The sequence below is a fragment of the Hymenobacter lapidarius genome (assembly GCF_001816145.1).
Classification (GTDB): domain Bacteria; phylum Bacteroidota; class Bacteroidia; order Cytophagales; family Hymenobacteraceae; genus Hymenobacter; species Hymenobacter lapidarius.
In genome coordinates, this window is the sequence record NZ_MDZB01000073.1 from 1 (window position 1) to 24,385 (window position 24,385).

The following is a 24,385-nucleotide window of genomic DNA, read 5'->3' on the forward strand; positions in this document are numbered from 1 at the left end:
GAAAATCCTGCTCCTTTAGCAAATCCTTGCCCATGCATAACGCCCGCATTAAAATTGTCATTGACAATTACAATCTCACCTTAAATTAGACCACCGCCACCTGCTTAGCCTAGGCAACGGCGCGTGCTACCTGAATTAGGGTGATTGTGTAGGTTGACCAACCGTTCACTTCGCCGCCGTTGATGATTTAGTGGTTGACACACCCGGAGCAAAAACGAGGCTCAGCCCCACCCGTAGCGGCGCCAAGCTAAAAGTGCTTTCGTTGGTCACCTCCTGCAAAGCAAAGTCGTAGCTGCCAGTGGCCTGACAACTGAAACGAGGTCCGAATTGCCGCTTTACGACCACCGAGTTTTGCAGGTAGTATTGGCTGGGCAGGGGCTGGGTAACGCCATTCAGCTTCAGGCTAGTGAAGCGAACCTGATTTACACGCAGGCCGGCACCCCACTCCAGTTGGGGGAGGCGGGCAGGGGGCCACCAAGCTGTTGCTTGCACGAAGCGGGTGTCGTAATAGCCCAGGAGTTCGGGAATTGGCGCGCGCCTGCCAGAGCCAGTATTGCCGCCGGTGTAGCCCACCGCGCCGGGGTAAAAGAAGTCAGGAGACCCGAAGCGACCATAACGGTAGCCGCGGCCCCGGCCCGCGCCGGCCGCTACGCTCAACCAAGTTTGGCCCAGGGTGATGTAGCCCCCCACGCCCAATTCGTACTGCCGGCTGCGGGCGTAGCTGTTGCTGCTGCCGCGCTTCGCGTTGTACACATTCAGCCCGCCACTGCCAAAAACCAGAACATGGGCCACCGGCGACACTATGACCGACCCCTGCGCCCCATAAGGTATTTGCCAGTTTCCCGTTGCTGCCACATCACCCTTCTTACGTACCGCTGGGAGCGTCGTAAGTAACGGTTGGTACAGCGTGCAGCTATTCGCTCCCGAAAGCAACGCCGCTAAACCACAGCTACGGAAAATACTGGGTAATGCAGAACGCATGTTGCTGACAGAAGTGAGGAGGTGCGAAGAGTGGCCAACTGTGCGGGCTGCTGTAAAGCTAAGTCGAATCAAGTACTGGAAGTAGCACTTTTTCTCAGGTTACGGGACTTTCTGTGGGCAATAAATTAATTGAAAAAGCGGCGTTATAAGTTGCAGGGAATTTTATTGACTGAATAAAAAGGATTTTTCAAAAACGCAAAGAAGCCCCCGCGACACTCGTTGCGGGGGCTTCTTTGGAAGCAAAAACTGCGCAAGCTAAAGCGTGCGGTACAACCTACTTGGCGTAAGCCACGGCACGCATTTCGCGGATTACGGTGATTTTAATCTGGCCGGGGTACTGCATTTCCTTCTCAATCTTCTGCGAGATTTCAAAGCTTAGCTCGGCGGCGCGCTCGTCGGTCACGTTCTCGGCGTCCACCATCACGCGCAGCTCGCGGCCGGCCTGAATGGCAAAGCACTGGTTCACGCCCTTGAAGCCGTTGGCGGTTTCTTCCAACTGCTTGAGGCGCTTGATGTAGCTCTCCATCATCTCGCGGCGGGCGCCGGGGCGCGAGCCCGAAATGGCGTCGCAGGCCTGCACCAGCGGCGAAATCATGGCCGTCATCTCAATCTCATCGTGGTGGGCCCCGATGGCGTTTACCACATCGGGGTGCTCTTTCCACTTCTTGGCCATCTCCATGCCCAGAATGGCGTGGGGCAGCTCGGGCTCCTCAGTGCTCACCTTGCCGATGTCGTGCAGCAGGCCGGCGCGCTTGGCTTTCTTCACGTCGAGGCCCATCTCAGCAGCCATGGTGGCGCAGAGGTTGGCTACTTCGCGGCTGTGCTGCAGCAGGTTCTGGCCGTAGGAGGAGCGGAAACGCATGCGGCCCACCATCTTAATCAGCTCGGGGTGCAAGCCGTGAATCCCGAGGTCGATGATGGTTTTCTCACCAATCTCCACAATTTCCTCCTCGATGTTCTTGCGGGTCTTAGCCACGATTTCCTCCACACGGGCCGGGTGAATCCGGCCGTCCTTCACCAGCAAGTGCAGCGAGAGACGCGCAATTTCGCGGCGCACCGGGTCGAAGCCCGAAATGATGATGGCCTCGGGCGTGTCGTCCACGATGATTTCCACGCCCGTCGCCGCTTCCAGCGCCCGGATGTTGCGGCCCTCGCGGCCGATGATTTTGCCTTTCACGTCGTCGCTTTCAATGTTGAAAATCGACACGCAGTTCTCGATGGCGTGCTCCGACGCGGTGCGCTGAATGGTTTCCAGCACAATTTTCTTGGCGTCTTTGGTGGCCGTGAGCTTGGCCTGGGCCACGGTGTCCTTCACGTAGGAGCTGGCCTGAATCTGGGCTTCGTTTTTCAACGATTCCACCAGCTGCTCGCGGGCTTCGGCGGCGGTCAAGTTGGCGATGGTTTCGAGCTGGCGCTGCACGGAATGCAACTGCTCGTCGGCGCTCTGCTGCTTTTCCTCCAGCTCGGCCAGGGCCGCTTCGTGGTCGAGGCGGCGCTTCTCGGCCTGGCTTTCCAGCTTGTCGCGCAGCTGCTGGGTGTCGGTCTGGTTTTTCTCGCGGGCTTTTTCCAGCTCCACTTCTTTGCGCTGCAATTGCTCTAGCTGGCGCTGGGTGGTTTCGGTAAGCAGCTTGATGCTTTGCTCCTGCTCCACCACGCCCTGGCGGCGCTCGGTCAGCTCCTGTTCCAGGGTTTGCTTGAGGCGGCGGCTTTCGGTGTCAAACTCGTTGCGCAGGTTCTTGAACTTGTTCTTGGATTGCTCCAGTCGCTCGTCGGCCTGCTTTATTTTCTCGTCGCGGAGGCGGTTGCCTTTCTCCTCGGCGTCGCGGAGGATTTGTTGGGCCTGGGCCGTGGCCTGGCCTTCGTGGTCCAGCCGGGCTTTGCCGGCCAGCATCCGGCCCACCACGATGCCCGCCACGAGGGCGGCCACGGCGGCCAGCAAGATATACATTATGGTTGGTGACATGTAATTATGGTTTTGGATGGGTAAAAAACCATAACTGGAGGGAACAGTTTTGCCCGGGCTACAGGCGGGAGCGGCCGATTGCCGCGCTCGCCCTGCCGGGCCAACGAGTGTGCGGTGCTGCGCGCGGGAACTTACCGCGTCAGCACCACGCCTGCCAGCAGCTCGTCGAAACGAGCCAGCCGCTCGGTCAGCGCCGCATCGGTGCCGTCCTTTTCCTTGCTCACTTTCAATTGGTCGGCCATGGTGGCCAGCGCAATCATGGCCAGGAGGTCCTGCTTGTCCTGTATGCCGTAGCCTTCTCTGAATTCGCGCAGCTTGTCGCCCAGCAGCCGCCCGGCCAGGCGCAGCCGTTCCTCGTCCTGCACGTCAACGCGCATGGGATAGTCCCGGTCAGCAATTCGAATTTTGATGGCTAGCTCGCTCATAAAGCGGGTGTTACGGCGGTGGGGTGAGGTTCAGTAGGTTAGTCTCTCAAATAGGCAAGACACTTGTCCAGTTCGCGGATATATTCGTTGAGGCGCAGTTTTAATTCGTTGGCGTGGGTGGGTTCCCCAGCTATGGTGTGTACAAGTTTAACAATATTTTCTTGGTTTTGGCGCTCCTTGAGTTGCTTGTCCCGCTCGCGCACGTCGGCCCGCAGCTGCTGCACGTTGGTGTTGGCATCGGCCAGCTCCTCACGCAATTGCTGATAGGCAGCCACTAAGGTGCTAATCTGCCGTTCCAGGCGGTCGAGTTGCGCAAGCTGTTGGGAAGAGGCCACGGGCAGGATAAATTTTTGTGTGAAGATAGAGCCAGTCTCCGAAAGCTACGCTTTACCCGGAACCGGCTTGCAACTTACTACTCAGGCAGCTTTGGAAAAGAAGGCAGGCCAGAAAGCCGAACCGTGCCCGCCGAAAAAAAGAACGTCCTGCCGAATCTGCCGTAGCCATTTACTGGGAAAGTAATGGAATACTCTCGCAGTAAAAATGCTTCGGCAAGCTCAGCAGGACGTTCCGCTACCGCTCAGACGGTGTCAAACCTGAAGGACTACGACTTCTCTTCCTTCTCCTTCTTGCCCTTTTTGGTTTTCACCTTGGTTTTATCCCCATCGTCGCCTTTGGTTTTAATTTTCTGGTCCTCCACTGGCATGGGGGCGGGGGCCGGCGCGGCCATGGCCACGGGCTTGCCGTCCATGTCCATCTGCACCACGGGGTAGCCCAGGGCCTGCAGCGAGGGCAGCTGCTTCTCGTCGCCCACCACCACGATGTACATTTTGTCGGCGGGCAGGTACTGCTTGGCAATGGCCTGCACGTCCTCCTTCTTCATGTTTTTCAGGATTTCGGTCTGCTCCTGCACGTAGGTGGGTTTCAGGTCATATTCTACCAGGCGAGCCAGGAAGCCGGCTTTCTGCTGGCCGGTCTCATATTTCAAAGCATCGCTCTGGCCAATGGACGACTGCACGAAAGCCAGCTCCTCATCCGAAATACCGGTCTGGTAATTCGTGATTTCACTCATGAATTCCTTCACCGAAGCGGCCGTGGCATCGGCGCGCACGCCGGCCTGGGCCGTGAACGGCCCCGCGTAGCGCGTGCCCGCGAAGCCCGAGCGGGCCCCGTAGGTATAGCCTTTGTTCTCGCGCAGGTTCAGGTTGATGCGCGAGTTGAAGGCGCCGCCCAGCAGGTAGTTGGCCAGGTAGGCTTTGTAGTACGGGCCGGTGGCGTCGTACTTCATGTCGGTGAGGTAGCCCACCCGGATTTCGGACTGCGCCGCAGCGGGCTTGTTCACGAAGTAGATGGTGGTTTTGTCGGGCTGCACGCCGGCCATGTCAGCCGGGATGGTCACGTCCTTCTTGGCCCAGTTTTTCAGGAAGCCCAGCTGGGGTGTCAGGGCTTTCTGGTCCACGTCGCCTACTGCCACCAGCGAGCTCACGTTGGGCGCGTAGTAGGTGTTGTAGAAGTTCTTCACGTCGTCGAGCGTGATGCTGCTCACCGAGGCGGTGGTGCCAGCCACGGCGGTGCCCGCGATGTTGTTCTGGCCGTACAACAGGCGGTTGTAGGTGAGGTCGGCCATCACGCCGGCCTGGTTGTTGAAGTTGGCAATCAGCTCCATCTGCTGCTTTTTCACGCGCTCAAAGTCGGCGGCATCAAAGCGGGGGTGAAGCAGGCGCTGGTCGAGCAGGGCCATGGTGGCGGGCAGGTTCTTGGTCAGGCTCTGCACGTACACGGTGGTTTCGTTGTCGCCGGCGTTCACCGATACCGACGAGCCCAGCTTGTCGAGGGCCGCTGAGAACTGCTCGCCGGTGTACTTCTCCGAACCTTCATTCAGCATGGAAGCCGTGAGCTGGGCAATGCCGGCTTTATCGGGCATGGCCTGCTCCAGGCGGTGGCCGCCGCGAATGGTCAGGCGCATGGTCACGGCCGGTACTTCCGTGTTCTTGGTGCCCACGATTTTCAGGCCGTTAGGCATGGTTTCCTGGTAGAGCACGGGCACTTTCACCACGGGGTTGGCCCCGAAGCCCGGCTGCTTGGTGCGGTCGAAGGTATCGGTGGCCTTCATGTACTTCAAGCCATTGTAGCCGTAGTCTGGCGCTTTGTAGCCCGACTGGTCCACGGTGTAGTTGTCGGGCTTGGCCGCGGCCACCCCGCCGGTTTTGGGCAATACGCTCAGAATGACGGCGTGCTTGCCTTTGATGTATTTGTCGTACACGCGCTGCACATCGGCCTTGTTGAGGGCCTTGAGCTGCTTGCTTTCGACGGTGATGTAGTTGGGGTTGTTGAAGAAGGTTTGGTTAGAAGCCAGCTGGCTCACCTTGCCCTGCACGCTGGCCAGGCCGTTGATGGTCTGGGCTTCGGTCTGGGCCCGGAATCGCTGCACGTCCTCATCGGTCACGCCGCGCTTCTCAAACTCCTGCATCGTGCTGCGGATGATGGCTTCGGTGCTTTCGAGCGAGTTGCCGGGCAGGGGCAGGGCAATGAAATCGAAGAAACCACCCAGCTCCGAGTTTTGCTGGTAGGCCTGCGACTGCACGGTTTTCTGGTTTTTCACCAGGTTTTTGTAGAGCAGCGAGGTTTTGCCGCCGCCCATGATGTCGGCCAGCGCGTCGAGGGGCAAGGCATCGGGGTGGCCGTTGGGCACGGTCGGAAACACCATTTGCAGCATCGGGAAACGGATGTTGTCGGTGTAGCTCACGTAGCGGTCGGCCGTCAGCACGGGGGCGGGCAGCTTCTGCACCGGCACCGAAGGCCCGCGCTTAATGGAGCCGAAATATTTCTCGGCCAGCTTCACCACCTCGGCCGTTTTCACGTCGCCGCCCACGGTCAGGGTGGCGTTGTTGGGGCCGTACCAGCGCAGAAAGAAGTTCTTCAGGTCCTCCACGTTCGACCGGTCCAGGTCTTCCAGGTAGCCGATGGTCAGCCAGGAGTAGGGGTGGCCGTAGGGGTAGAGCGTCTTGCTGATGTACTCGCTGGCTAAGCCGTAGGGGCGGTTGTCGTAGTTCTGGCCGCGCTCGTTCTTCACGGTGGAGCGCTGAATCTCGAACTTCTTCTGGCTCACGGCGTCCAGCAGGAAACCCATGCGGTCGGCCTCCAGCCACAGGCCGGTCTCGAGCTGGTTGCTGGGCAGCGTCTCGTAGTAGTTGGTACGGTCGGTGTTCGTCGAGCCGTTGAGGGTGCCGCCGGCGGCGGTCACCAGCTTGAAGTGCATCTGGTCGCCCACGTTGTCGGAGCCCTGGAACATCATGTGCTCAAAGAAGTGGGCAAAGCCCGACTTGCCAATCTGCTCGCGGGCCGAGCCCACGTGGTAAGTCACGTCCACGTGCACCAGCGGGTCGGAGTGGTCCTCACTCACGATGAGCGTCAGCCCGTTGGGCAGCACGTACTTCTCGTAAGGAATGACGAGCTGGCCGGGCTGCTTGGTCACTTTCTCAATCAGCTTCGTGCCGCTGGCCATGGTGACGGTTTTGGCAGACGACGCCTTGGCGCCCTTGGAGGCAGGCTTTTGCTGGGCAACGCCCACCGTGGTGACCAGGGCCAGGCCCAGCGTGGACAGGAAACGTAAATTCATTTGTGTGGAAAACAGAAGTTAAAAGGACAAAATGAAACGAGCACACCACAACGCAGTTGTAGCTGCCTGAAAGATAGGGTGCGGCCTTTGAAAAGGAGTAGAATATCGACCAGCAATGCAACTCCATCGAGCAGGACATAAAAAAGGAACGTCATGCTGGGCATGACGTTCCCTTAATTGTAGTAACTGCAGTTACGCCGTCGTTGGCTGGCGCGCGTCTGCGACGCGTTGCCGACTGGCTCCGAGCCTGCGGCTTGCCGATGAACGACGCACGTCAGGGCCGTAAAAACCGCCCGCCCGAGCCGCAGGCTCGAAAACAGTCGGCAACGCGTCTCAGACGCGCGCCAGCCTTGGAATGGCCCAGCGCCGGTTGAGCTATTTCCGAATCAGCGCGCCCGCCTGTTTCTCAAACTGCCCGATGAGGCGCTGCATTACCTGGTCGATGGCCTGCTCACTGAGCGTCTGGCTAAAGTCCTGCAGGGTGAAGCTCACCGAGTAGGACTTCTTGCCTGCGCCCAGGTTTTCGCCCGCATACACGTCGAACACGTTCACGCTTTGCAGCAGCTTCTTTTCGGTGCGCTGCGCAATCTGGCGGAGTTGGTCGAAGGTCACGCTGCTGTCCACTACCACGCTCAGGTCGCGCCGCACTTCCGGGAATTTCGGGAGCTCGCGGGCCGTCAGCGTGGGCTTGTACTTCTTGCTCAGGGCGTCCCAGTCCAGCTCGGCGTACCACACCGGCTGCGTCACGTCGAGGCGCTTGAGCACGGAAGCTGCCACGGCGCCGAACTGGGCCACGGGCTGGTTGTGCACCAGCAGCGCGAGGCCACCTGCCAGGTAAGCGTGCTGCACCGGATGCGAGGCCGCCCCGCCAAAGCCCAGGGCCGCCAGCACCTGCTGCACCGCCCCGGCCAAATCGTGGAAAGCAGCTTTCTCCGACTTCTGCTGCCAGGTTTCGCCAGCGGCATTGCCGGTCAGGTAAATAACCAGCTTGTTCTTCTCCTGGTATTTCCCGCCTTCGTTCTGCGCGTACGCTTTGCCGAATTCGTACAGCTTCAAGTCCCGCTGGCGACGGTTGAGGTTGTGCCGGATAATCTCCAGGCCCGAATGCAGTAGCGTGGGCCGCATGGCATTCAGCTCCACACTGTTGTAGTTCAGAATGCGCACCAGCGAATTGTCCGCTTCGCCTTCTTTATCGAAGTACTGCGAGTTGGTGAGCGAGTTGGTGAGGATTTCCGAAAAGCCCTGGCCGCTGAGCAGGGAGGCGATTTTTACGCGCGTCACCTCCGGGTCAGGATTCGGGAAACGGGCCAGGAACGAGGCCGAGTTGTTGGGCCGCAGCGCCACGTTGTTGTAGCCGTAAATCCGCAGGATTTCCTCAATAATGTCGGCTTCGCGGGTCACATCCACCTTGTGGGGCGGCACGGTCAGCGTCCAGGTATCCTGGTCGCCGGCATCGGGGTTTTCGTCGGTGATTTCAATTTCCAAGTCCGTCAGAATCTGGCGGATGCGTTCGGGCGCGATGTACTGGCCCACCAGCCGCTCCACGCGGGGCAGGCGCAGGCGCACGGTGGCCGGCAGCACGGGCGCGGGGTACTCGTCCACGATGGGCGCGGCCACGGTGGCGCCGGCTACTTCCTGCAGCAGCAACGCCGCCCGTTGCAGGGCCACCAGCACCATGTTCGGGTCGGTGCCGCGCTCGAAGCGGAACGAGGCGTCGGTTTTTAGCTGGTGCGTTTGGGAAGTGCGGCGCACTACGGATGGATTGAAGTATGCACTTTCTAAGAATACTCTAGTAGTCCCATCCTTCACTCCCGACATTTTGCCTCCAAAGACTCCTGCTAAAGCCATGGGATATCCATCTGCGTCAGCTATTATTAGGTCGTTGCTATTAGGGGTGCGTACGGCATCATCTAGGGTTTGAAACTGAAGGAATCCATCTCCGCGCTTCACCCGAATCCGACCACCGGTAATCTGCCCAGCGTCGAAGGCGTGCAGGGGCTGGCCCAGCTCGTGCAGCACGAAGTTGGTCACGTCCACCACGTTGTTGATAGGAGAGAGGCCGATGCTGCGCAGGCGGCGCTGCAGCCACTCCGGCGACGCGCCCACCTGCACGTTCTCCAGCAGCAGGCCGGCGTAGCGCGGGCAGGCTTCGGTGTCTTCGATGGTCACGCCGATGTTGGCAGCGGCCGAGGCTGGCGTTGCAAAGCCGCTCACGTCGGGTAGGTGGCAGGGCTGGCGCAGCAGGGCGCGCAGCTCGCGGGCCACGCCGTAGTGCGAAGCGGCATCGGCGCGGTTGGGCGTGAGGCCGATTTCGTACACCGTATCCGAGCCCAGGCCGAAGTAATCGGCGGCGGGCGTGCCGTTGGGCAGCTCGGTTTCCAGCACCATAATGCCGGCGTGCGACTGGCCCAGGCCAATTTCGTCCTCGGCGCAAATCATGCCCTCGGAGGCTGCCCCGCGGATTTTACTTTTCTTAATTTTGAACGGCTCGCCTTGGGCGGGGTAGAGCATGGCGCCTTCCAGGGCCACCACCACGCGCTGGCCGGCGGCCACGTTGGGAGCACCGCACACAATTTGCCTTGGCGTGCCGTCGCCCACGTCCACGGTGGTCAGGCTGAGCTTGTCGGCATCGGGGTGGGCCTCGCAGGTGAGCACGGTGCCCAGCACCACGCCGCGCAAGCCGCCGGGAATGCTTTCTAGCTCCTCCAGACTCTCCACTTCCAGGCCCGAGCCGGTGAGCAGGGCGCCGATTTCAGCAGCGGGTTTATCGGTCGGAATGAGGGTTTTAAGCCAGTCTAAGGAGATGCGCATTTTCAGTGAACAGTTAGCAGTGAGCAGTTATCAACTGCGTTGATAAGCAAGGCAAAGGTACGGCGGCCGGCAAGGCAGGTGAAAGGGAAACGTCCTCTGCGGGGGACCCCACCCCCGGCCCCTCCCCTCCGGGAGAGGGGAGCCTTTCGGCGCAAGAGTCGACTGGCACCCCTCTCCCGGAGGGGAGGGGCCGGGGGTGGGGTGCTACTCCCGATACGACTTTTCCCCGGCCGGAATGCCGATTTTGAGGCGGTTATCGGTGGGGGGGACGGGGCAGCTGTACTCGTTGTTGTAGGCGCAAAACGGGTTGTAGGCGGCGTTGAAATCCAGCTTTAGCTCGCCCACGTTGAGCTTGGGAATGGGCGCATCGAGGTAGCGCCCGCCGCCGTAGGTTTCGCGGCCGTTGGTGAGGTCAGTGAAGGGAATAAATAGCGTGGAATCGGTGCCGGTGGCTTTTAAATAAAGCGTTAATTGCTGCGCGGCTTTGTCGATGCTAAAATTGGCTTTTCCCCAATTTAAATATTTCTCCGTGCGGTTGTCGCTCATTTGCATGGTTACCGTGTCGGGCGTTTCGTTGCGCGCCACGGTGGCATTAATTACAAATTCCAACGAGGCCGGATAGTATTTCAAGCTGTCGAAACTGGCCTTTTCGGCGGTAACGAGGGGTGAGTTTTCGCCTTGGCGAAACGATTGATTTTTTGCTTTGCGGGCTTTATTTAATTGCGCGGCGTAGGTGCTGATGTCGAGTTTCGTGTCGTTCAGAGAATAGAAAATAATTCCTATTACGGCGATGGCAATTGCAATTTTTTTAATCATGCGGCTATACTTTTTGAAAAGGTAGGCAACCCCAGGCATACGGGGCGGCATCTTTGGCCTCGAATACCGCCACTGGTACTCGCTTGTTCTGCCTCATGCGCCAATTCCTGCTGCTGGTCCTGTGTTTGAGTATCCTCACGCCGGCCGTCGGCCAGCCGCTGCTGCCGGTGCCATTTCGGCCCGCCGCCCGCCAGGTCAACCTGCTGGTGCACACCCGGCTCGATGTGCGGTTTGACTACGCCAAGCGCTACTTGTATGGGCGCGAATGGGTGACCCTCAAGCCCCACGGCCAGCCCACCGACACGCTGCGCCTCGACGCCAAAGGCATGGACATAAAAGCCGTGGCGCTGATGCAGGGCAGCACCACCACGCCGCTGAAATACGACTACAATCAGCGCCAGCTGCTCATTCGGCTGGGCCGCGCGGTGCCGGCGGACGAGGCCTACACCGTGTATATCGAATACACGGCCAAGCCCGACGAGCTGGGCACCAAAGCCGGCGCGGCCATTCGCGGGGCCAAGGGGCTGTACTTCATCAACCCGGACAGCGCTATCAAGGGCAAGCCGGTGCAAATCTGGACGCAGGGCGAGCCCGATGCCAATTCGGTCTGGTTTCCCACCATCGACGAAACCAACCAAAAAACTACCCAGGAAATCAGCCTGACGGTGCCCAGCAAGTACGTCACGCTCAGCAATGGCCAGCTGGTAAGCCAAACGCCCGCCGGCCCCGGCGTGCGCACCGACACTTGGAAAATGGACCAGCCGCACGCGCCCTACCTGGTTATGATGGCCGTGGGCGACTTCCGCATTACCAAAGACATGTGGCGGGGCAAGGAAGTAAACTACTACCTGGAGCCGCAGTATGCGCCCCAGGCCCGGGCCATTTTCGGCAAGACGCCGCGCATGCTGGAGTTTTTCTCGCAGCGCCTCGGCGTTGATTTTCCCTGGAGCAAGTACAGCCAGGTAGTGTGCCGCGACTTTGTGGCCGGGGCCATGGAAAACACCACGGCTTCGCTCTTTGGCGAGCAGGCCCATGGCTCGGCCCGTGAGCTGCTGGATTGGCCGTACTCCTTGGTGGAGCGCGAAATTGCCCACGAACTGTTCCACCACTGGTTCGGCGACTACGTGACGGCCGAAAGCTGGGGCAACCTGACCATCAACGAGTCGTTTGCTAATTTCAGTGAAGTGCTGTGGGCCGAGCACGAGTACGGTCCTGATGCCGGCCAGCAGCAGGCCGACCTCAGCCTACGCACCTACTTCCGTAACCCTGCCAATTTCGGTAAGCCGCTGGTGCGCCCGCAGTACCGGGAAAAAGACGAGCTATTCGACGCCGTGACCTACCAGAAGGGCGGCAATATTCTGAACATGCTGCGGGCCTACGTGGGTGAGGACGTGTTTTTCCGGGGTCTGCAGCAGTTTCTGAAGCAAAATGCCTTCGGCACCGGCGAGCCCCACCAGCTGCGGCTGGCCCTGGAAGAAGCCTCGGGCCGGGACCTGAACTGGTTTTTCAATCAGTGGTACTACCGGGCGGGCCACCCCGTGGTCACCATTGCCTACCAGTGGGACGCTGCCCGCCAGCGCCAGGCCGTGGTAGTGCGCCAAACCCAGGCCGGCGCGCCCTACGTGCTACCGCTGGCCGTGGACGTGTACACCAACGGCCGCGCCCGGCGCTACGCCACCACCCTGCGCCACGCCGTGGACACGCTGTATTTCCCCGCCGCCACCAAGCCCGATTTGGTGAACGTGGACGCTGAAAAAGTGCTGGTGTGGCAGAAAGACGACCAAAAATCCCTGGCGGAGTTCGCCTACCAGTACCGCCACGCCCCAAGCTACCTCGACCGCCGCGAAGCCCTGCGCGCCGCCCAACTGCAACCCACCAACCCGGCGGCGCAGCGCCTGCTGCTGGCCGGCCTGGGCGATAAGTCGGCCGCGTTGCGCGAGATGGCCATTGAGCTGCTCGACCTCAAAGACGCTGCCCGGCGCAGGGCCGCGGCCCCGCTGCTGACGAAGCTGGCCGGCGCCGATGCCTCGGTGCAGGTGCAGGCCGCCGCCCTCAACGCCCTGAGCTCACTCAAGGACCAGCGCAACGCGCCGGTTTTCGGCAAGGCGCTGGCCAGTCAGTCGTATCGGGTGCAGGGGGCGGCGCTGGAAGGCTTAGCCGCGCTAAACCCCGCCCAGGCCCTGGCGCGCGCCACTGCTTTCGAGACCGATAACAAAGGCCCACTCACAGCGGCTCTGGTAAATGTGTACGGCCAGGCAGGCGGCCCGGCCCACTGGCCCCTGATGCTGGCCAAATACGACGCCGCCACCCCTCCCGGCCGGTTTGAGATGCTGCCCGGCCTCGCCGAAATACTCGGCCGCCTCGACGACCCAACGGCGCTGGAGCAGGGCATCACCCGCATCAGGGACCTGACGGTTGAATACATCAAGTTTGTTGATTCGGAACGGCTCATTGGCTTGCTGCGCCAGATTCAAACGCGCCAGGCTGTCGGGCCGAATGCTGGCGCCGTGGCGTGCATGGTAGACCGTGCCGTGGCCGAGATTCAGGCGGCTAAGTAAACGCCCGGTGGGTCCGGGCCTTACCGCTCGAACCGGACCGCCAGAAACAGGTTGCGGCCGGGCGCGCTAATGCCCGAGGCAAAAACGCGGTAGTTCCGGTCCAGCAGGTTCTCCAGGCCGGCTTGCAGGGCCCAGCGGGGCGTGAGCTGGTAGGCGGTGCGCAGGTTGAGGGTGTACCAGCGCAGGGCCCCTTCGGGCGTGGCCTGGGGCAGGTTGTCTTCACCCGAAGGGCTGTGGTCTTCCGGGCGCTTGCGTCCATTAAAGAGTACCGAGCCTTCAGCCGTGAGCTTCCGGTGCCGGTAGGTGAGGGCAGCGCGGCCAAACAGGGGCGGAATGTGGTCGAGGGGCACCTGGGCGGTCAGGTCGCGGCCCTGGGTGTAAGTAATGCTGCCGTCGAGGCGCAGGTGGACGGGCAGCACTACCTGCGTGCGCGCCGACAGGCCCATAATGCGCGCCCGGCCGGTGTTGACGGTGGCCACCGTGGCAAAGGTCTGGCCGTTGTAAACGGTGGTGCTGCGGCCGCCGGGCGTGGCGAAGGGGCGCACCACCAGGGCGTCGCGCAGGTTGGTCACGAAGCCCGTCACGGCTACCAGCAGCCGGTCCGGCACCGTTTCCGACAGCTCGGCTTCGTAGTTCACCACGCGTTCGGGCCGCACCCCGGCGTTGGGGATAATCAGGGTGCCGTTGAGCTGCTCGAAGGTTTTGTTCAGGTCGTCGACATTGGGGTTGCGAAAGCCGGTGGCCGCCATCGCGCTCAGCCGCAGGCCGGCCGGCAGCATGGCCACCAGGCCCAACGTACCATCCAGCGACGAGGAGCGCTGCCGGACGTCGGGGTACGCCGCGTTGAAAAATCGCGGGTCGAAGCGGGCATCCACGCGCACGTGGCTGTAGCGCAGGCCATCGGACAGAATGAGGCGGTCGGTGATTTCCCAGCGGTGGGAGGCGTACACCCCGGCCGTGCCGTAGGTGGCCCCGTTGGGGTAGCGGGTGGCAATGGGCGTAGCGGCGCCGGTGGCCACATTCAGGCCCCGGCCCACGCTCCGCACCGTGTTGTGCGTGAGCTCGGCGCCGTAGCGCAGCTCGTGCGGACCCACGGCCTTGAGCAAGTCCAGGTTGGTGCTCAGCACCCGCACGTTTTCGAGGTTTTCCTGCCGCACCTGCTTGCCAAAATCGCGCACCAGGCGGCTTTCTGCCACGGCTTGCACGGCGGGCGTGAGGCGCAGCTGGTCGTAGAGGCCCGTGGGGCGGGTGAGCTCCAGCTGGTAGCTGCCCAGAAAACGAGTCTGCGGGCCGTAGTTCCACTCCGCGTAGCGCAGGGCGCCGTTGCGGTAGGTCTGAAGTCGGTCGAAGCGCGGCACTTGGGAGGTGGTGGAATACTGCAGGTTGAGCAGGTGGCGCTGGCCGGGCCGGGGCTGAAACAGCACTTTCTGCACCGCATCGAGCTGGCGGTAGCCGGTGAATTTCAGGCGATTGGGCTCGCCGTTGTCCACCAGCACATCCTGGCCGTTTTGGCGGGCGGCGTATTGGCGCACTTGCCCAAAGCCGGGGTAGCCGGGCAGCCCGGTGGTGCCCTTGCGCAGGTCGTCGAAGTCGGTGCCCGTGAGGCTGGTGAAGGTGGCCCAGCGGCGCCAGCCCAGCGAAAAATCCGAGTGCGCGGTTTTCTCGCGGGCGGCGGTGGCGTAGCGCAGCAGGTTGCTGGTGCGCACCTCGAGGCCGGTGCTGTCGGCCAGGCGGGGGCTTTTGGTAAACAGGCTGACCACACCGCCCAGGGCATCCGACCCGTATAGCACGGACCCCGCCCCGTTAAGGATTTCGACCCGCTCCAGCGAGTTGGCGTCCACGCTGAGAATGTTCTGCAGGTGCCCGGCGCGGTAAATGGCGTTGTTGAGGCGCACCCCATCCACCACCAGCAACACCTTGTTGGCCTCAAAGCCGCGCAGAACCGGCGAGCCGCCCCCGAGCTGGGACTTCTGCACAAATACCCACCCGGTATGTTGCAGGGCATCGGCCATGGTGGCAGGGTTTTGCAGGCGGATGCTGCGGGCCGTGAGCACGTCAATCTGCTGCGGAATATCGGCCTTGCGCTCCAGCGCCCGATTGGCCGACACCACGACCTCGTCCAGCCCAAAAAACCGGCTCGAATCCTGCGGCTGCTCCTGGGCCCAGGCATCGCACCCAATCAACAGCACTATTAGCAGCAAAGAGTACCTCTTGCAATGGGGCATAGAAGGAATGGGATGCGCGTGCTTGCTGGTGCCAGAACTTGATTTAAGCAGGTAAAGCTATAAGTTGGGCGGTGTTATCGGCAGGAATCCAAGCAAAAGGGCCACGCTGGAACCACATGAACCGGAAGTCGCTGCTCGCTATCGGAAACTGTTCTACAGCATTCCCTCATCGGCAAAGCTATAGTAGCCTTGGTCGGAATAAATGAGGTGGTCCAATATCGGCAAGTCCAGGAAATTGCCAGCCTCTTTTAGCTTCTTGGTCAGTTGAATATCGGCGGCGCTGGGGTTGCGGTTGCCGCTGGGGTGGTTGTGCACCAGAATAATACTGCTGGCCAGCTGCTCCAAGGCCTCTTTGAATATCATTTTCGGGTCGGCCACAGTGCCGGCCACGCCGCCGCGGCTGATGGCCGTTTTGCGCATTACCACATTGGCCCGGTTGAGCAGGATGACCCAGAACTCCTCGTGGGGCAGGTCCATGAGGTGGGGTCGAATCAACTGGTAGATGTCGCGCGAGCAGGTGATGGTGGTGCGTGGGGCGGCGTCGGCCTCCTTGCGGCGGCGGCCCAGCTCCAGGGCGGCCACCACGCTGATGGCTTTGGCTTCGCCGATGCCGGGGTGGCGGCAGAGCTGCTTCACACTTTCGCGGGCCAATGCATTCAGGTCGTTATCCACCCCTTTCAGCATGAGCTTGGCCACGTCCACGGCGGTGAGCTTGGTGGTGCCGGAGCCCAGCAGGATGGCAATCAGTTCGGCATCGGAGAGGGCGGCGCGGCCTTTGGCCAGGAGCTTCTCGCGGGGCCGGTCTTCCTCGGCCCAGCTCTTGATGCCCAAGGCGCCGGGCGGCGCGTAGGGCGGGGACGGGGCGGCGGCCGGCAGAGCGGGGCGTTCGGTCAGGCTGTCAGGTGCTTCCATGCGGCACGGGGTTGGTAGAGGGGTGGAATATCAATTAAATGTAAAGCAAAAGCCCGGCGGGTGCGTTTAAACACCAAGCCGGCCGGGGCGTTATGCACTCGAGGCCGTGTCCGCTTTAAATCTGAATATGCGAAATCCGTTGGTTTTATGGTTCTTTCTGGCCGTCCTTGTGTTGGCCGAATGGTATGGGTATCAGGCCGCGCGCACCCTGGCGCAGCACCAGTCGCTGGCCGCGCGACGGGGCATTTCCATAGCGTACTGGGTGGTTTCATTGGGCGTGTGGGCGTTGGCATTCTGGGCCGGCACCACCCGCCAGATGGGCAATACCGTGCTCAAAAGCTACCTCATGAGCCTACCCCTGCTGCTGCTGGCCGGCAAGTTCATTATCCTGATTCCGCTGCTGCTGGAAGACGTGACGCGGCTGGTGCGCTGGGCCATGGGTGCGGCCACGCAGCCCGCGGGCCTTGCGGGCAACGCCATGCCGCGCAGCGAATTCCTGGCTAAGCTGGCGCTGGGCATCGGCGCTATTCCGTTTGTGGCGCTGCTCTGGGGCATGGTGCGTGGCGCCACCAACTACCAAGTGCGCCGCGTGACGCTGCGCTTCCCCAACCTGCCGCCCGCGTTCGACGGCTTCAAGGTGGTGCAGATTTCGGACCTGCATACCGGCAGCTTCAGCTCCACCGAGCCGCTGGAGCGGGCGGTAGCCCTTATCAATAAACAGGCGGCCGACCTCGTGCTCATGACCGGCGACCTGGTGAACAACCGTGCCACCGAGGTGGAGCCGCACATGCCGGCCCTGGCCGGGATTAAGTCGGAACTGCCCATTTTCTCCAGCCTCGGCAACCACGACTACGGCGACTACGTGCAGTGGGAAAGCCCAGCCGAGAAGCAGGCCAACCTGGAGCGCCTGATGCAGAACCACGCCAAAATGGGCTGGACGCTCATCAACGACACCAGCCACACCATCAGGCGGGGCGAAGACAAAATTGCGGTGCTGGGCGTGCAGAACTGGAGCAGCCACGCCAACTTCCCCAAGCACGGCAACCTGCCCCAGGCCCATGCCGCCAGCGGCGACGCGCCCTTCAAAATCCTGCTCTCGCACGACCCCTCGCACTGGGAGGCGCAGGTGCTGAACTACCCCGACATCGACCTGACGCTGAGCGGCCACACCCACGGCATGCAGTTCGGCGTCAACCTGTCGTTTTTGAAGTGGAGCCCCGTGCAGTACGTGTACAAGCAGTGGGCCGGCCTCTACGAGCAAGGCCGCCAAAAACTGTACGTAAACACCGGATTGGGCTATTTGGGCTACCCGGGCCGGGTGGGCTTTCTCCCCGAAATAACGGTGTTTGAGTTGCGGCGCGCGTAGCCAGGCCCGGGAATTATACCGTTGGAGTAACATCCGGCGCGGCCTCTCCGTAAAGCGCCCTCAACACACCAATCACTCCGGTTGTTTTCTCTAAATCCCCCATTCATGAAAAATTCCCTCTTGATTCTCGCGGGCGCTGCTGCCCTTTCGCTGGCCTCCTGCTCGCAGGAAAAGACCACCGACACCACTGTGGCTGCCGGCGAAGGCATGACCACCACCACCACGACTACCACCATGAGTCCGATGTCGGAGGCCGACATGGAGGCCCGCGCCCAGCGCATTGCCGACAAAATGGTGGCTGACATGAAAATCACGGACGAGGCGACCAAAACCAAAATCCGCACCGTGTACGTGAACCGCTACCGCCAGATGGGCGACATGCAAACCAAGTACGCCACCGACACCACCGGCATGGCCGGTGCCATGCGCGAGTCGATGGCTACCACCGACGCGGAGTTCAAAACCATCTTCGCCGACCCCACCCAGTACCGGGCCTACGAAACCGGCCGCACGAGTTACTACAACATGGCGGACGAAGACGCGGCCATGTCGTCGGGCAGCATGAATTCTTCATCCGATATGAATATGTCAGGTGAAGGTGGCAAAATGAAAGTGAAAGCCGACGGCGACATCAAAATCAAGGACGCCGAAGGTAACAAAACCAAGATGGACGGCGACGACGGCACCATCAAAATGAAGGACGAGAGCGGTAACAAAACCAAAATGCAATAGCGCGTTGGGCTTTTTTGCCTGGCACTTTGGGCCCGCACCTGCAACGGTGCGGGCTTTTTTTGTCTCCCTGCTGCACAACTTTGCAGGCAAATGATGTTTACGCGGTGTGATAAGAGTAGGTGGATTGGTTCAGATGGTGAGTGAGCCCGGCGCATGTATGCGGTTGCGGTGGCTGGTGGCCGGCCTGCTGTGGTGGCTGGGTGTGGTGCACCCGGCGCAGGCCCAGCAGCAGGTGCGCGTGAGCGGCACGGTGTCGGCGGCCGATACGCGCCTGCCGCTGCAGGGCGCTACAGTGGCCGTGCAGCGCAGCCGTACCGGCGTGGTAACCACCGTCACCGGCAGCTTTGCCGTAGCCGCGCTGCCCACCGACACGGTCCTGTTCCGGGCTTTGGGCTACAAATCGCAACGCTTCCCGCTGGGCGGCACGGGCCTCTCGCAACTCATTGTGCGCATCCGGCTGGTGCGCGACAGCGTGCGGCTGGATGAAGTGCAGGTAGTGAGTGACCGCGCCGACCGCGCCCTCATCAACCGCGCCCTACGCAACATGAAAAAACCGGCTCCGGCGGTGGTGAAAGGGCCTAAGCGCCCCCCCAAACCCAAGCCCCTGTTCGCCGTGGATTCGGCCGCGCCCAAAGCGCCGGTGCCCACCATCCAAAGCCCGGTGAGCCTGATTTATGACCAGTTTTCCCGCGAGGGCAAGCAGCGCCGCAAGATGGAGGAGATTGAAGCCGCCCAGCGAGCTGAAAAAGCCCGCAAGGCGAAGCTGCAGTACAACAAGGCATTCAAGGATAACCGCGGGTACGAGCCGTAGAACTTCAGCCCGGCCAACCTCACCCCCGCCTCTCTTTTGGAGAGGGGCCGGGGGTGAGGTTGGCCCAAAAGGAGTAGGGTAACGATAACTGCCATCCACCCTTTCCCGTAAGCCCAAGATATGAAAATTGGGTATCCCTGCGTGAACGAGGCCATGGATTGCAGCGCCGCCAACACCTTCCGGCTGGCTTCCTACTCGGAAGAGCGGCTGCTGGCGGCGGTATCGGCCAACTTGGTGTGCCTGCGCCGCATGCTGGAGTGGAACGTGGCCCAGGGCCTGCTCTTTTTTCGGATGGGCTCGGGCATTGTGCCCTTCGGCTCTCACGAAATCAACACTTTCCCCTGGCAAACGCACTTTGCGGCGCAGTTCCGGGAAATCGGGGACTACATCAAGGCCAACGACCTGCGGGTGAGCTTCCACCCCGACCAGTTTGTGGTGCTGAACTCGCCAGTCCCGACATTGTGCGGCGCAGTATCGAGGAGCTGATATACCAGGGCCTCGATGCTGGGCCCCCCCGTTTCCCAGCGCGTGAACCAGGCGTATACGGTCGACGACGCACGTCCAACACCTGCATCAGGGCCGAAACCGGGTGGCCGTCTGCGCTCAACAACAGGGCCTGGCAACGCGCCCGGAATTGGTGCTGGGGATGGTGGTGCCGACCCGCCTGCAAGGTGGCCCGTTCGTCTGAATCCAAGGTGACAAAGCGTTTACGCATTCCCAAATATAGGCCGTTTAATTCTGGCCAGTTACTTAACAGGAAAACGAGGCATCAGTCAGAATGGGAAGGCAAGCACAAAAAATCCGCTTGCGTGGGCAAGCGGATTTTTTTGAATTACAAAGCTATTGAGCCTACTCCACCGTCACCGACTTGGCCAGGTTGCGGGGTTGGTCTACATTACAGCCACGGAGCACCGCAATGTGGTAGGAGAGCAATTGCAATGGCACCACCGACACCAGCGGCATCAGTACTTCGCTGGTGTGAGGCACTTCAATTACAAATTCGGCCATGGCCGGGATGACGGTATCGCCCTCGCTCACCACGGCAATGATGCGGCCCTTACGCGCCTTCACTTCCTGAATATTGCTCACCACTTTCTCATACGAGCTGTCGCGCGTGGCAATTACCACCACGGGCATATTCTCGTCAATCAGGGCAATGGGGCCGTGCTTCATCTCCGCGGCGGGGTAGCCTTCGGCATGGATGTAGCTGATTTCCTTGAGCTTTAGGGCACCTTCCAACGCAACGGGGAAGTTGTAGCCGCGGCCCAGATACAGGAAGTTGGTGGCATCCTTGAAAATCTCGGCAATGGCTTGAATCTCCGTGTCAAGCTGCAGCGCCTTCTCCACTTTGGACGGAATGGTGTCCAGCTCCACCATCAGCTCCCGCAGCTTGGTGTCGGTGATGGTGCCGCGCTTCTGGCCCATAATCATGGCCAATAGCGTGAGCACCGTGACCTGGGCAGTGAACGCCTTGGTAGAGGCTACGCCAATTTCCGGCCCGGCGTGGGTGTAAGCGCCCGCATCGGTGGCGCGCGCAATGCTGCTGCCCACCACGTTGCATACTCCGAAAATGGTTGCGCCCTTGCTCTTGGCCAACTCAATGGCCGCCAGCGTATCGGCGGTTTCACCGCTTTGCGAGATGGCAATTACGATGTCGCGCTCCGTGATAACCGGGTTGCGGTAGCGGAATTCCGAAGCGTATTCAACCTCCACCGGAATGCGGGCCAGGTCCTCAATCAGGTATTCGGCCACCAGGCCAGCGTGCCACGACGTGCCGCAGGCCACGATGATGATGCGCTGAGCATTCACAAACTTTTGCTCGTACGCCCGAATGCCGCCCATGTTGAGGTGGCCTGCCTCCAACTCCAGGCGCCCGCGCATGGAATCGAGGATGGAACGGGGCTGCTCAAAAATCTCCTTCAGCATGAAGTGCTCGTAGCCGCCCTTCTCGATGCTCTCGAGCTCCATCTCCAGCTTCTGGATGTATGGGGTCTGGCTTACGTCCTCCTTGCTGCGAATCTCCAACTGTCCATTGCGAATAACTACAATTTCGTAGTCGTTCACGTACACAACTTCGTTGGTGTACTCAATGATGGGGGTAGCGTCCGAAGCAATAAAGAATTCGCCCTCACCAATGCCGATTACCATCGGCGAGCCTTTGCGGGCCGCGATAAGCTGGTCAGGCGCATCCTTGCTGAGCACCACAATGGCGTACGCGCCCACTACTTCGTGCAGGGCCAGGCGCACGGCCTCTTCCAGAGAACAGGCATTCTGCTTTTGGATTTCCTCAATCAGGTTCACGAAAACTTCCGTGTCCGTATCGGAATGGAACGTGTGGCCCTGCTGCTGCAAGTGCGTCTTTAGCGCCGCGTAGTTCTCAATAATACCATTGTGAATAATGGCAATCCGCTGAGAAGTAGAGTAGTGGGGGTGAGCATTCTCGTCATTAGGCTCGCCGTGGGTAGCCCATCGGGTATGGCCCATGCCCACATTGGCGTGCGTGTTCTTGTCCGCGATATAAGCTTCCAGCTCGCTGACCTTGCCTTTCTTTTTGAAGACATTAAGGTCGCCGTTGAGTAAGGCTACGCCCGCAGAATCGTAACCGCGGTATTCAAGCCGACGCAGGCCTTTGAGGATAATAGGGCAGGCCTCACGATGGCCCAGATAAGCAACAATGCCGCACATGGCAGAAGGGTTAATTGATAAATAAAATTGAAAAGCGAAAGCCCACTAGCGGCACATTTGCCAGCCTTGCCAAGCGCTAGCGCTTGGTGTAGTACACGCGCAGGCTGACATTGCCAGCATCGATTACGGCTCGATTCAGCGACAACGTAAGGGCCGAATTAATGTTCGGCACCAGCACAAGTGCCGCCGGATTTCCATCCAGCTTGTTGGCGATATAGGCTTGCAGGTAACTGGTGATGAGCAGGTTGTAGTAGGACTGGGCCGCGCTGGAATTCACCAGCGTGCCCACAGATGGAGCTTCAGTAGCTAACTGGTTTGCCCCATCGGCCTGCACCACGCGGTCAGTGGGAATGAAATTGATGGTGCGCTGCAGCGGTCGGTTGTTGGCATCCACTTCGAGGGCGTAAATGGCCGTGGGGTTTGTCAGCAGCGCGTTGCTGAAGGGCTTAACTGGTACCCGCAGCTCCGCCCGGTTGATGATGATGCCGGGCGTGGCCAGCAGCCTGTCCAGGCTTTTGAACGTTACGCGCGTGCCCAGTCCAACGCCATCCTGCAGGTAGCTCGTGCCACTCAAAGCCCCGGAATTGCCGGATACGGCCTGCGTTACATCGGCCAACGCGCTGAGCGGGGTGCCGCTCAAGTCGCTGATTATTTGCGTATAGTAACGCGGGTCGCTGGCCGGGGCACTGGTTGGCGCGCCGTTTAGGCCGCTGTACACCGGACCAAAAAATACGGAGAACGAGCGCCATTTCCGGCGCACCGTGGAGGGTGGCGTCGGAATAGCGGCATCGTGGAAGAATAAGGCGAGGCGGTGGTTATACGCCCGGCCAAAGCTCACGACGCCACTTGAATAGCCTGCACTCGGCGTGATGGCCAGGCCTTTCAGCAGACCATCAAGCTGGGCCTGCGTGAAGGTGGTGCCCCGCAGCGCCGGAAAAAAAGTAGTGCTGAAGAACGACGACGCCACGGCTGGTGCCGGCGCAAACGGCGCGGCGACGGCCGCAGTACGCTGCAATACCAAGCGGACCGTCTGGTCCGGAACAGTGGTGGTGGTGGCCGGCGTGGTTCCGGTAGCCGGCGTGGTCACTTGCACGGTGCGGTTGAGGCGGCTGATGATGTTTTGGCCCAGCGCCGGGCTCACCGTGGGGGTACTCGAACCGCTGTTGTAGGACTGCCGCTCGTCAAGGGGGGCCTGCAGGTTGAAAACGTCGAACTGTGCCGGCGTGGTCAAACTGCCGTCCACCTTGTCGAACCCCATCACCAAGACCACCGAGTCCAACACGGGCGTCGTCAGTTTCGACGGCAGCGAGTCTTTGGAACTGATGGTGATGGTGTTGAGGTAAGCCCGCGCTTCGGTTGTGCCGGCAATATTGTCGCTCAGTCGGCCCACCAGGAACTGAATGGCTTTGAGGGTTTGCACCGGCGCGATGCGCACGGTGGCCACGTCGAGCAACGGGTTTTTGTATTCGATATACTCGGTACTGGTGGATGCCGTGTCGGGCAGGTCCACATTCAGGTCGGTGCCTTTGTCGCAGCCGGCCAGAGCCAGCGCCGTAAGAGCTACCAGGGGAGCATAGCGGCTAGTTAGCCAATTCATTGTAGAGCGCTAAGTAAGAAGAGTGCAGGTTTTCGTCGGTGGCTACCTGGCTGAGCCGGTTGTGGAGGGCATATTCGGTGAACATGCCGTTCATGTTGTCGCTGAAGTCCTCGTCGGACCGGACCACGGTGTCTGCATATTCCATGCCCATCTTGATGAAGCCGCTGAAGTCCGCCGTTTTCAGCGAGGCCAGCATGGCGTCGTCGATGTCCAGCATCTTGGCTTTCTCGAGGATGTTGCCCTCAAATTTGTCGAAGAATTCGTTGTTGTAAATCGAGAACACCGACTTCGCGTCCTTAAACACCGGGTCTTTTTTGTAGGTCGTCTTCAGATACAGTGGAATCAGGCCCGTCATCCAGTCGCTACAATGCACGATGTTGGGAGACCAGCCGAGTTTTTTCACCGTCTCAAGCACACCTTTGCAGAAAAAGATGGCACGCTCGTCGTTATCGGCGTAGAACTTGTCGTTTTTGTCAACCAGGGCCGACTTCCGGTGGAAATAATCTTCGTTATCGATAAAATAAACCTGCAGCTTGGCCGTGGGAATGGAAGCAACCTTGATAACCAAGGGCTTCTCGTCGTCGCCCACTGCAATATTGATACCCGAGAGGCGCACTACTTCGTGCAGCCGGTTCTTGCGCTCGTTGATAATGCCGAAACGTGGCACGAAAATGCGAATTTCGCAGCCCATTTCCTGCATGCTGGCGGGCAACCGACGCAGCATTTCAGCCACTTTCGTGGTCTGCAGAAACGGGTCAATTTCGGTGGCCGCGTAAAGGATTCGTAGCTTCGACATAAGGGATTATTGAAGAGAATGGGACAAGCCCATGCTATGGGTGCACAAAATTAAACAATTTTGAGCGGAAAATCAATAAAACCTACTTTGG

Annotated in this window: 17 protein-coding genes; 5 read left to right on the top strand and 12 right to left on the bottom strand. The window is 60.5% G+C overall.

What is annotated here, in order from left to right; genetic code table 11:
* Positions 1–165: 165 nt before the first annotated feature.
* The 7 genes from BEN47_RS03985 to BEN47_RS04015 all read right to left on the bottom strand — a co-directional run bounded on the left by BEN47_RS03985 (position 166) and on the right by BEN47_RS04015 (position 10,612).
* Positions 166–792 (bottom strand): hypothetical protein, encoded by a 627-nt coding sequence (locus BEN47_RS03985; RefSeq protein WP_125921484.1) that lies wholly within the window; start codon positions 790–792, stop codon positions 166–168.
* Between the two features lie 463 nt (positions 793–1,255).
* On the bottom strand, positions 1,256–2,872 hold the full coding sequence (gene rny / locus BEN47_RS03990) for a ribonuclease Y (protein WP_438830496.1): 1,617 nt from the start codon (positions 2,870–2,872) through the stop codon (positions 1,256–1,258).
* 203 nt (positions 2,873–3,075) lie between these two features.
* Positions 3,076–3,369, bottom strand: a complete 294-nt coding sequence (locus BEN47_RS03995) for a cell division protein ZapA (protein ID WP_035564663.1) — start codon at positions 3,367–3,369, stop codon at positions 3,076–3,078.
* Between the two features lie 38 nt (positions 3,370–3,407).
* Positions 3,408–3,704: a hypothetical protein gene (locus BEN47_RS04000; protein ID WP_070725362.1), complete on the bottom strand. Its 297-nt coding sequence runs from the start codon at positions 3,702–3,704 to the stop codon at positions 3,408–3,410.
* A gap of 266 nt (positions 3,705–3,970) precedes the next feature.
* Positions 3,971–6,985, bottom strand: a complete 3,015-nt coding sequence (locus BEN47_RS04005; RefSeq protein WP_070725365.1) for a M16 family metallopeptidase — start codon at positions 6,983–6,985, stop codon at positions 3,971–3,973.
* Positions 6,986–7,360: 375 nt separating this feature from the next.
* Entirely contained in the window at positions 7,361–9,796 is a 2,436-nt protein-coding gene (gene pheT / locus BEN47_RS04010) for a phenylalanine--tRNA ligase subunit beta (RefSeq protein WP_070725366.1), read from the bottom strand.
* Positions 9,797–10,000: 204 nt separating this feature from the next.
* Positions 10,001–10,612, bottom strand: a complete 612-nt coding sequence (locus BEN47_RS04015; RefSeq protein ID WP_094123001.1) for a DUF1684 domain-containing protein — start codon at positions 10,610–10,612, stop codon at positions 10,001–10,003.
* Between the two features lie 95 nt (positions 10,613–10,707).
* Here BEN47_RS04015 and BEN47_RS04020 point away from each other — a divergent pair, with 95 nt between their 5' ends.
* Positions 10,708–13,170: a M1 family aminopeptidase gene (locus tag BEN47_RS04020; RefSeq protein ID WP_125921485.1), complete on the top strand. Its 2,463-nt coding sequence runs from the start codon at positions 10,708–10,710 to the stop codon at positions 13,168–13,170.
* A gap of 20 nt (positions 13,171–13,190) precedes the next feature.
* Here the strand turns inward: BEN47_RS04020 and BEN47_RS04025 are convergent, their stop codons facing one another.
* Positions 13,191–15,371 carry a TonB-dependent receptor gene (locus BEN47_RS04025; protein WP_070725370.1) on the bottom strand — a complete coding sequence of 727 codons (2,181 nt, stop codon included), beginning with the start codon at positions 15,369–15,371 and terminating at the stop codon, positions 13,191–13,193.
* A gap of 177 nt (positions 15,372–15,548) precedes the next feature.
* Positions 15,549–16,307 (bottom strand): RadC family protein, encoded by a 759-nt coding sequence (gene radC / locus BEN47_RS04030; RefSeq protein ID WP_083322095.1) that lies wholly within the window; start codon positions 16,305–16,307, stop codon positions 15,549–15,551.
* 127 nt (positions 16,308–16,434) lie between these two features.
* Here radC and BEN47_RS04035 point away from each other — a divergent pair, with 127 nt between their 5' ends.
* The 4 genes from BEN47_RS04035 to BEN47_RS04050 all read left to right on the top strand — a co-directional run bounded on the left by BEN47_RS04035 (position 16,435) and on the right by BEN47_RS04050 (position 19,702).
* Positions 16,435–17,673 carry a metallophosphoesterase gene (locus BEN47_RS04035; protein ID WP_070725373.1) on the top strand — a complete coding sequence of 413 codons (1,239 nt, stop codon included), beginning with the start codon at positions 16,435–16,437 and terminating at the stop codon, positions 17,671–17,673.
* Between the two features lie 105 nt (positions 17,674–17,778).
* Positions 17,779–18,405 (top strand): hypothetical protein, encoded by a 627-nt coding sequence (locus BEN47_RS04040; protein WP_070725375.1) that lies wholly within the window; start codon positions 17,779–17,781, stop codon positions 18,403–18,405.
* A 157-nt stretch (positions 18,406–18,562) separates the two neighbouring features.
* Positions 18,563–19,216, top strand: coding sequence for a carboxypeptidase-like regulatory domain-containing protein (locus BEN47_RS04045; protein ID WP_158010837.1), 654 nt, complete (start codon positions 18,563–18,565; stop codon positions 19,214–19,216).
* Between the two features lie 120 nt (positions 19,217–19,336).
* The gene (locus tag BEN47_RS04050; protein ID WP_070725379.1) at positions 19,337–19,702 is read left to right on the top strand and encodes an apurinic/apyrimidinic endonuclease family protein; all 366 of its coding nucleotides are present in this window, start codon (positions 19,337–19,339) and stop codon (positions 19,700–19,702) included.
* 363 nt (positions 19,703–20,065) lie between these two features.
* On the opposite strand, the gene glmS is transcribed toward BEN47_RS04050, so the two are convergent.
* From glmS to BEN47_RS04065, 3 genes are all read right to left on the bottom strand, one after another.
* The gene (gene glmS / locus BEN47_RS04055; protein WP_070725381.1) at positions 20,066–21,901 is read right to left on the bottom strand and encodes a glutamine--fructose-6-phosphate transaminase (isomerizing); all 1,836 of its coding nucleotides are present in this window, start codon (positions 21,899–21,901) and stop codon (positions 20,066–20,068) included.
* 76 nt (positions 21,902–21,977) lie between these two features.
* A complete protein-coding gene (locus BEN47_RS04060; RefSeq protein WP_070725383.1) occupies positions 21,978–23,498 on the bottom strand; it encodes a DUF4270 family protein in 1,521 nt (506 codons plus the stop codon).
* Positions 23,482–24,294: a glycogen/starch synthase gene (locus tag BEN47_RS04065; protein WP_070725385.1), complete on the bottom strand. Its 813-nt coding sequence runs from the start codon at positions 24,292–24,294 to the stop codon at positions 23,482–23,484. Before BEN47_RS04065 ends, BEN47_RS04060 begins: the two co-directional genes overlap by 17 nt.
* Positions 24,295–24,385 lie beyond the last annotated feature (91 nt).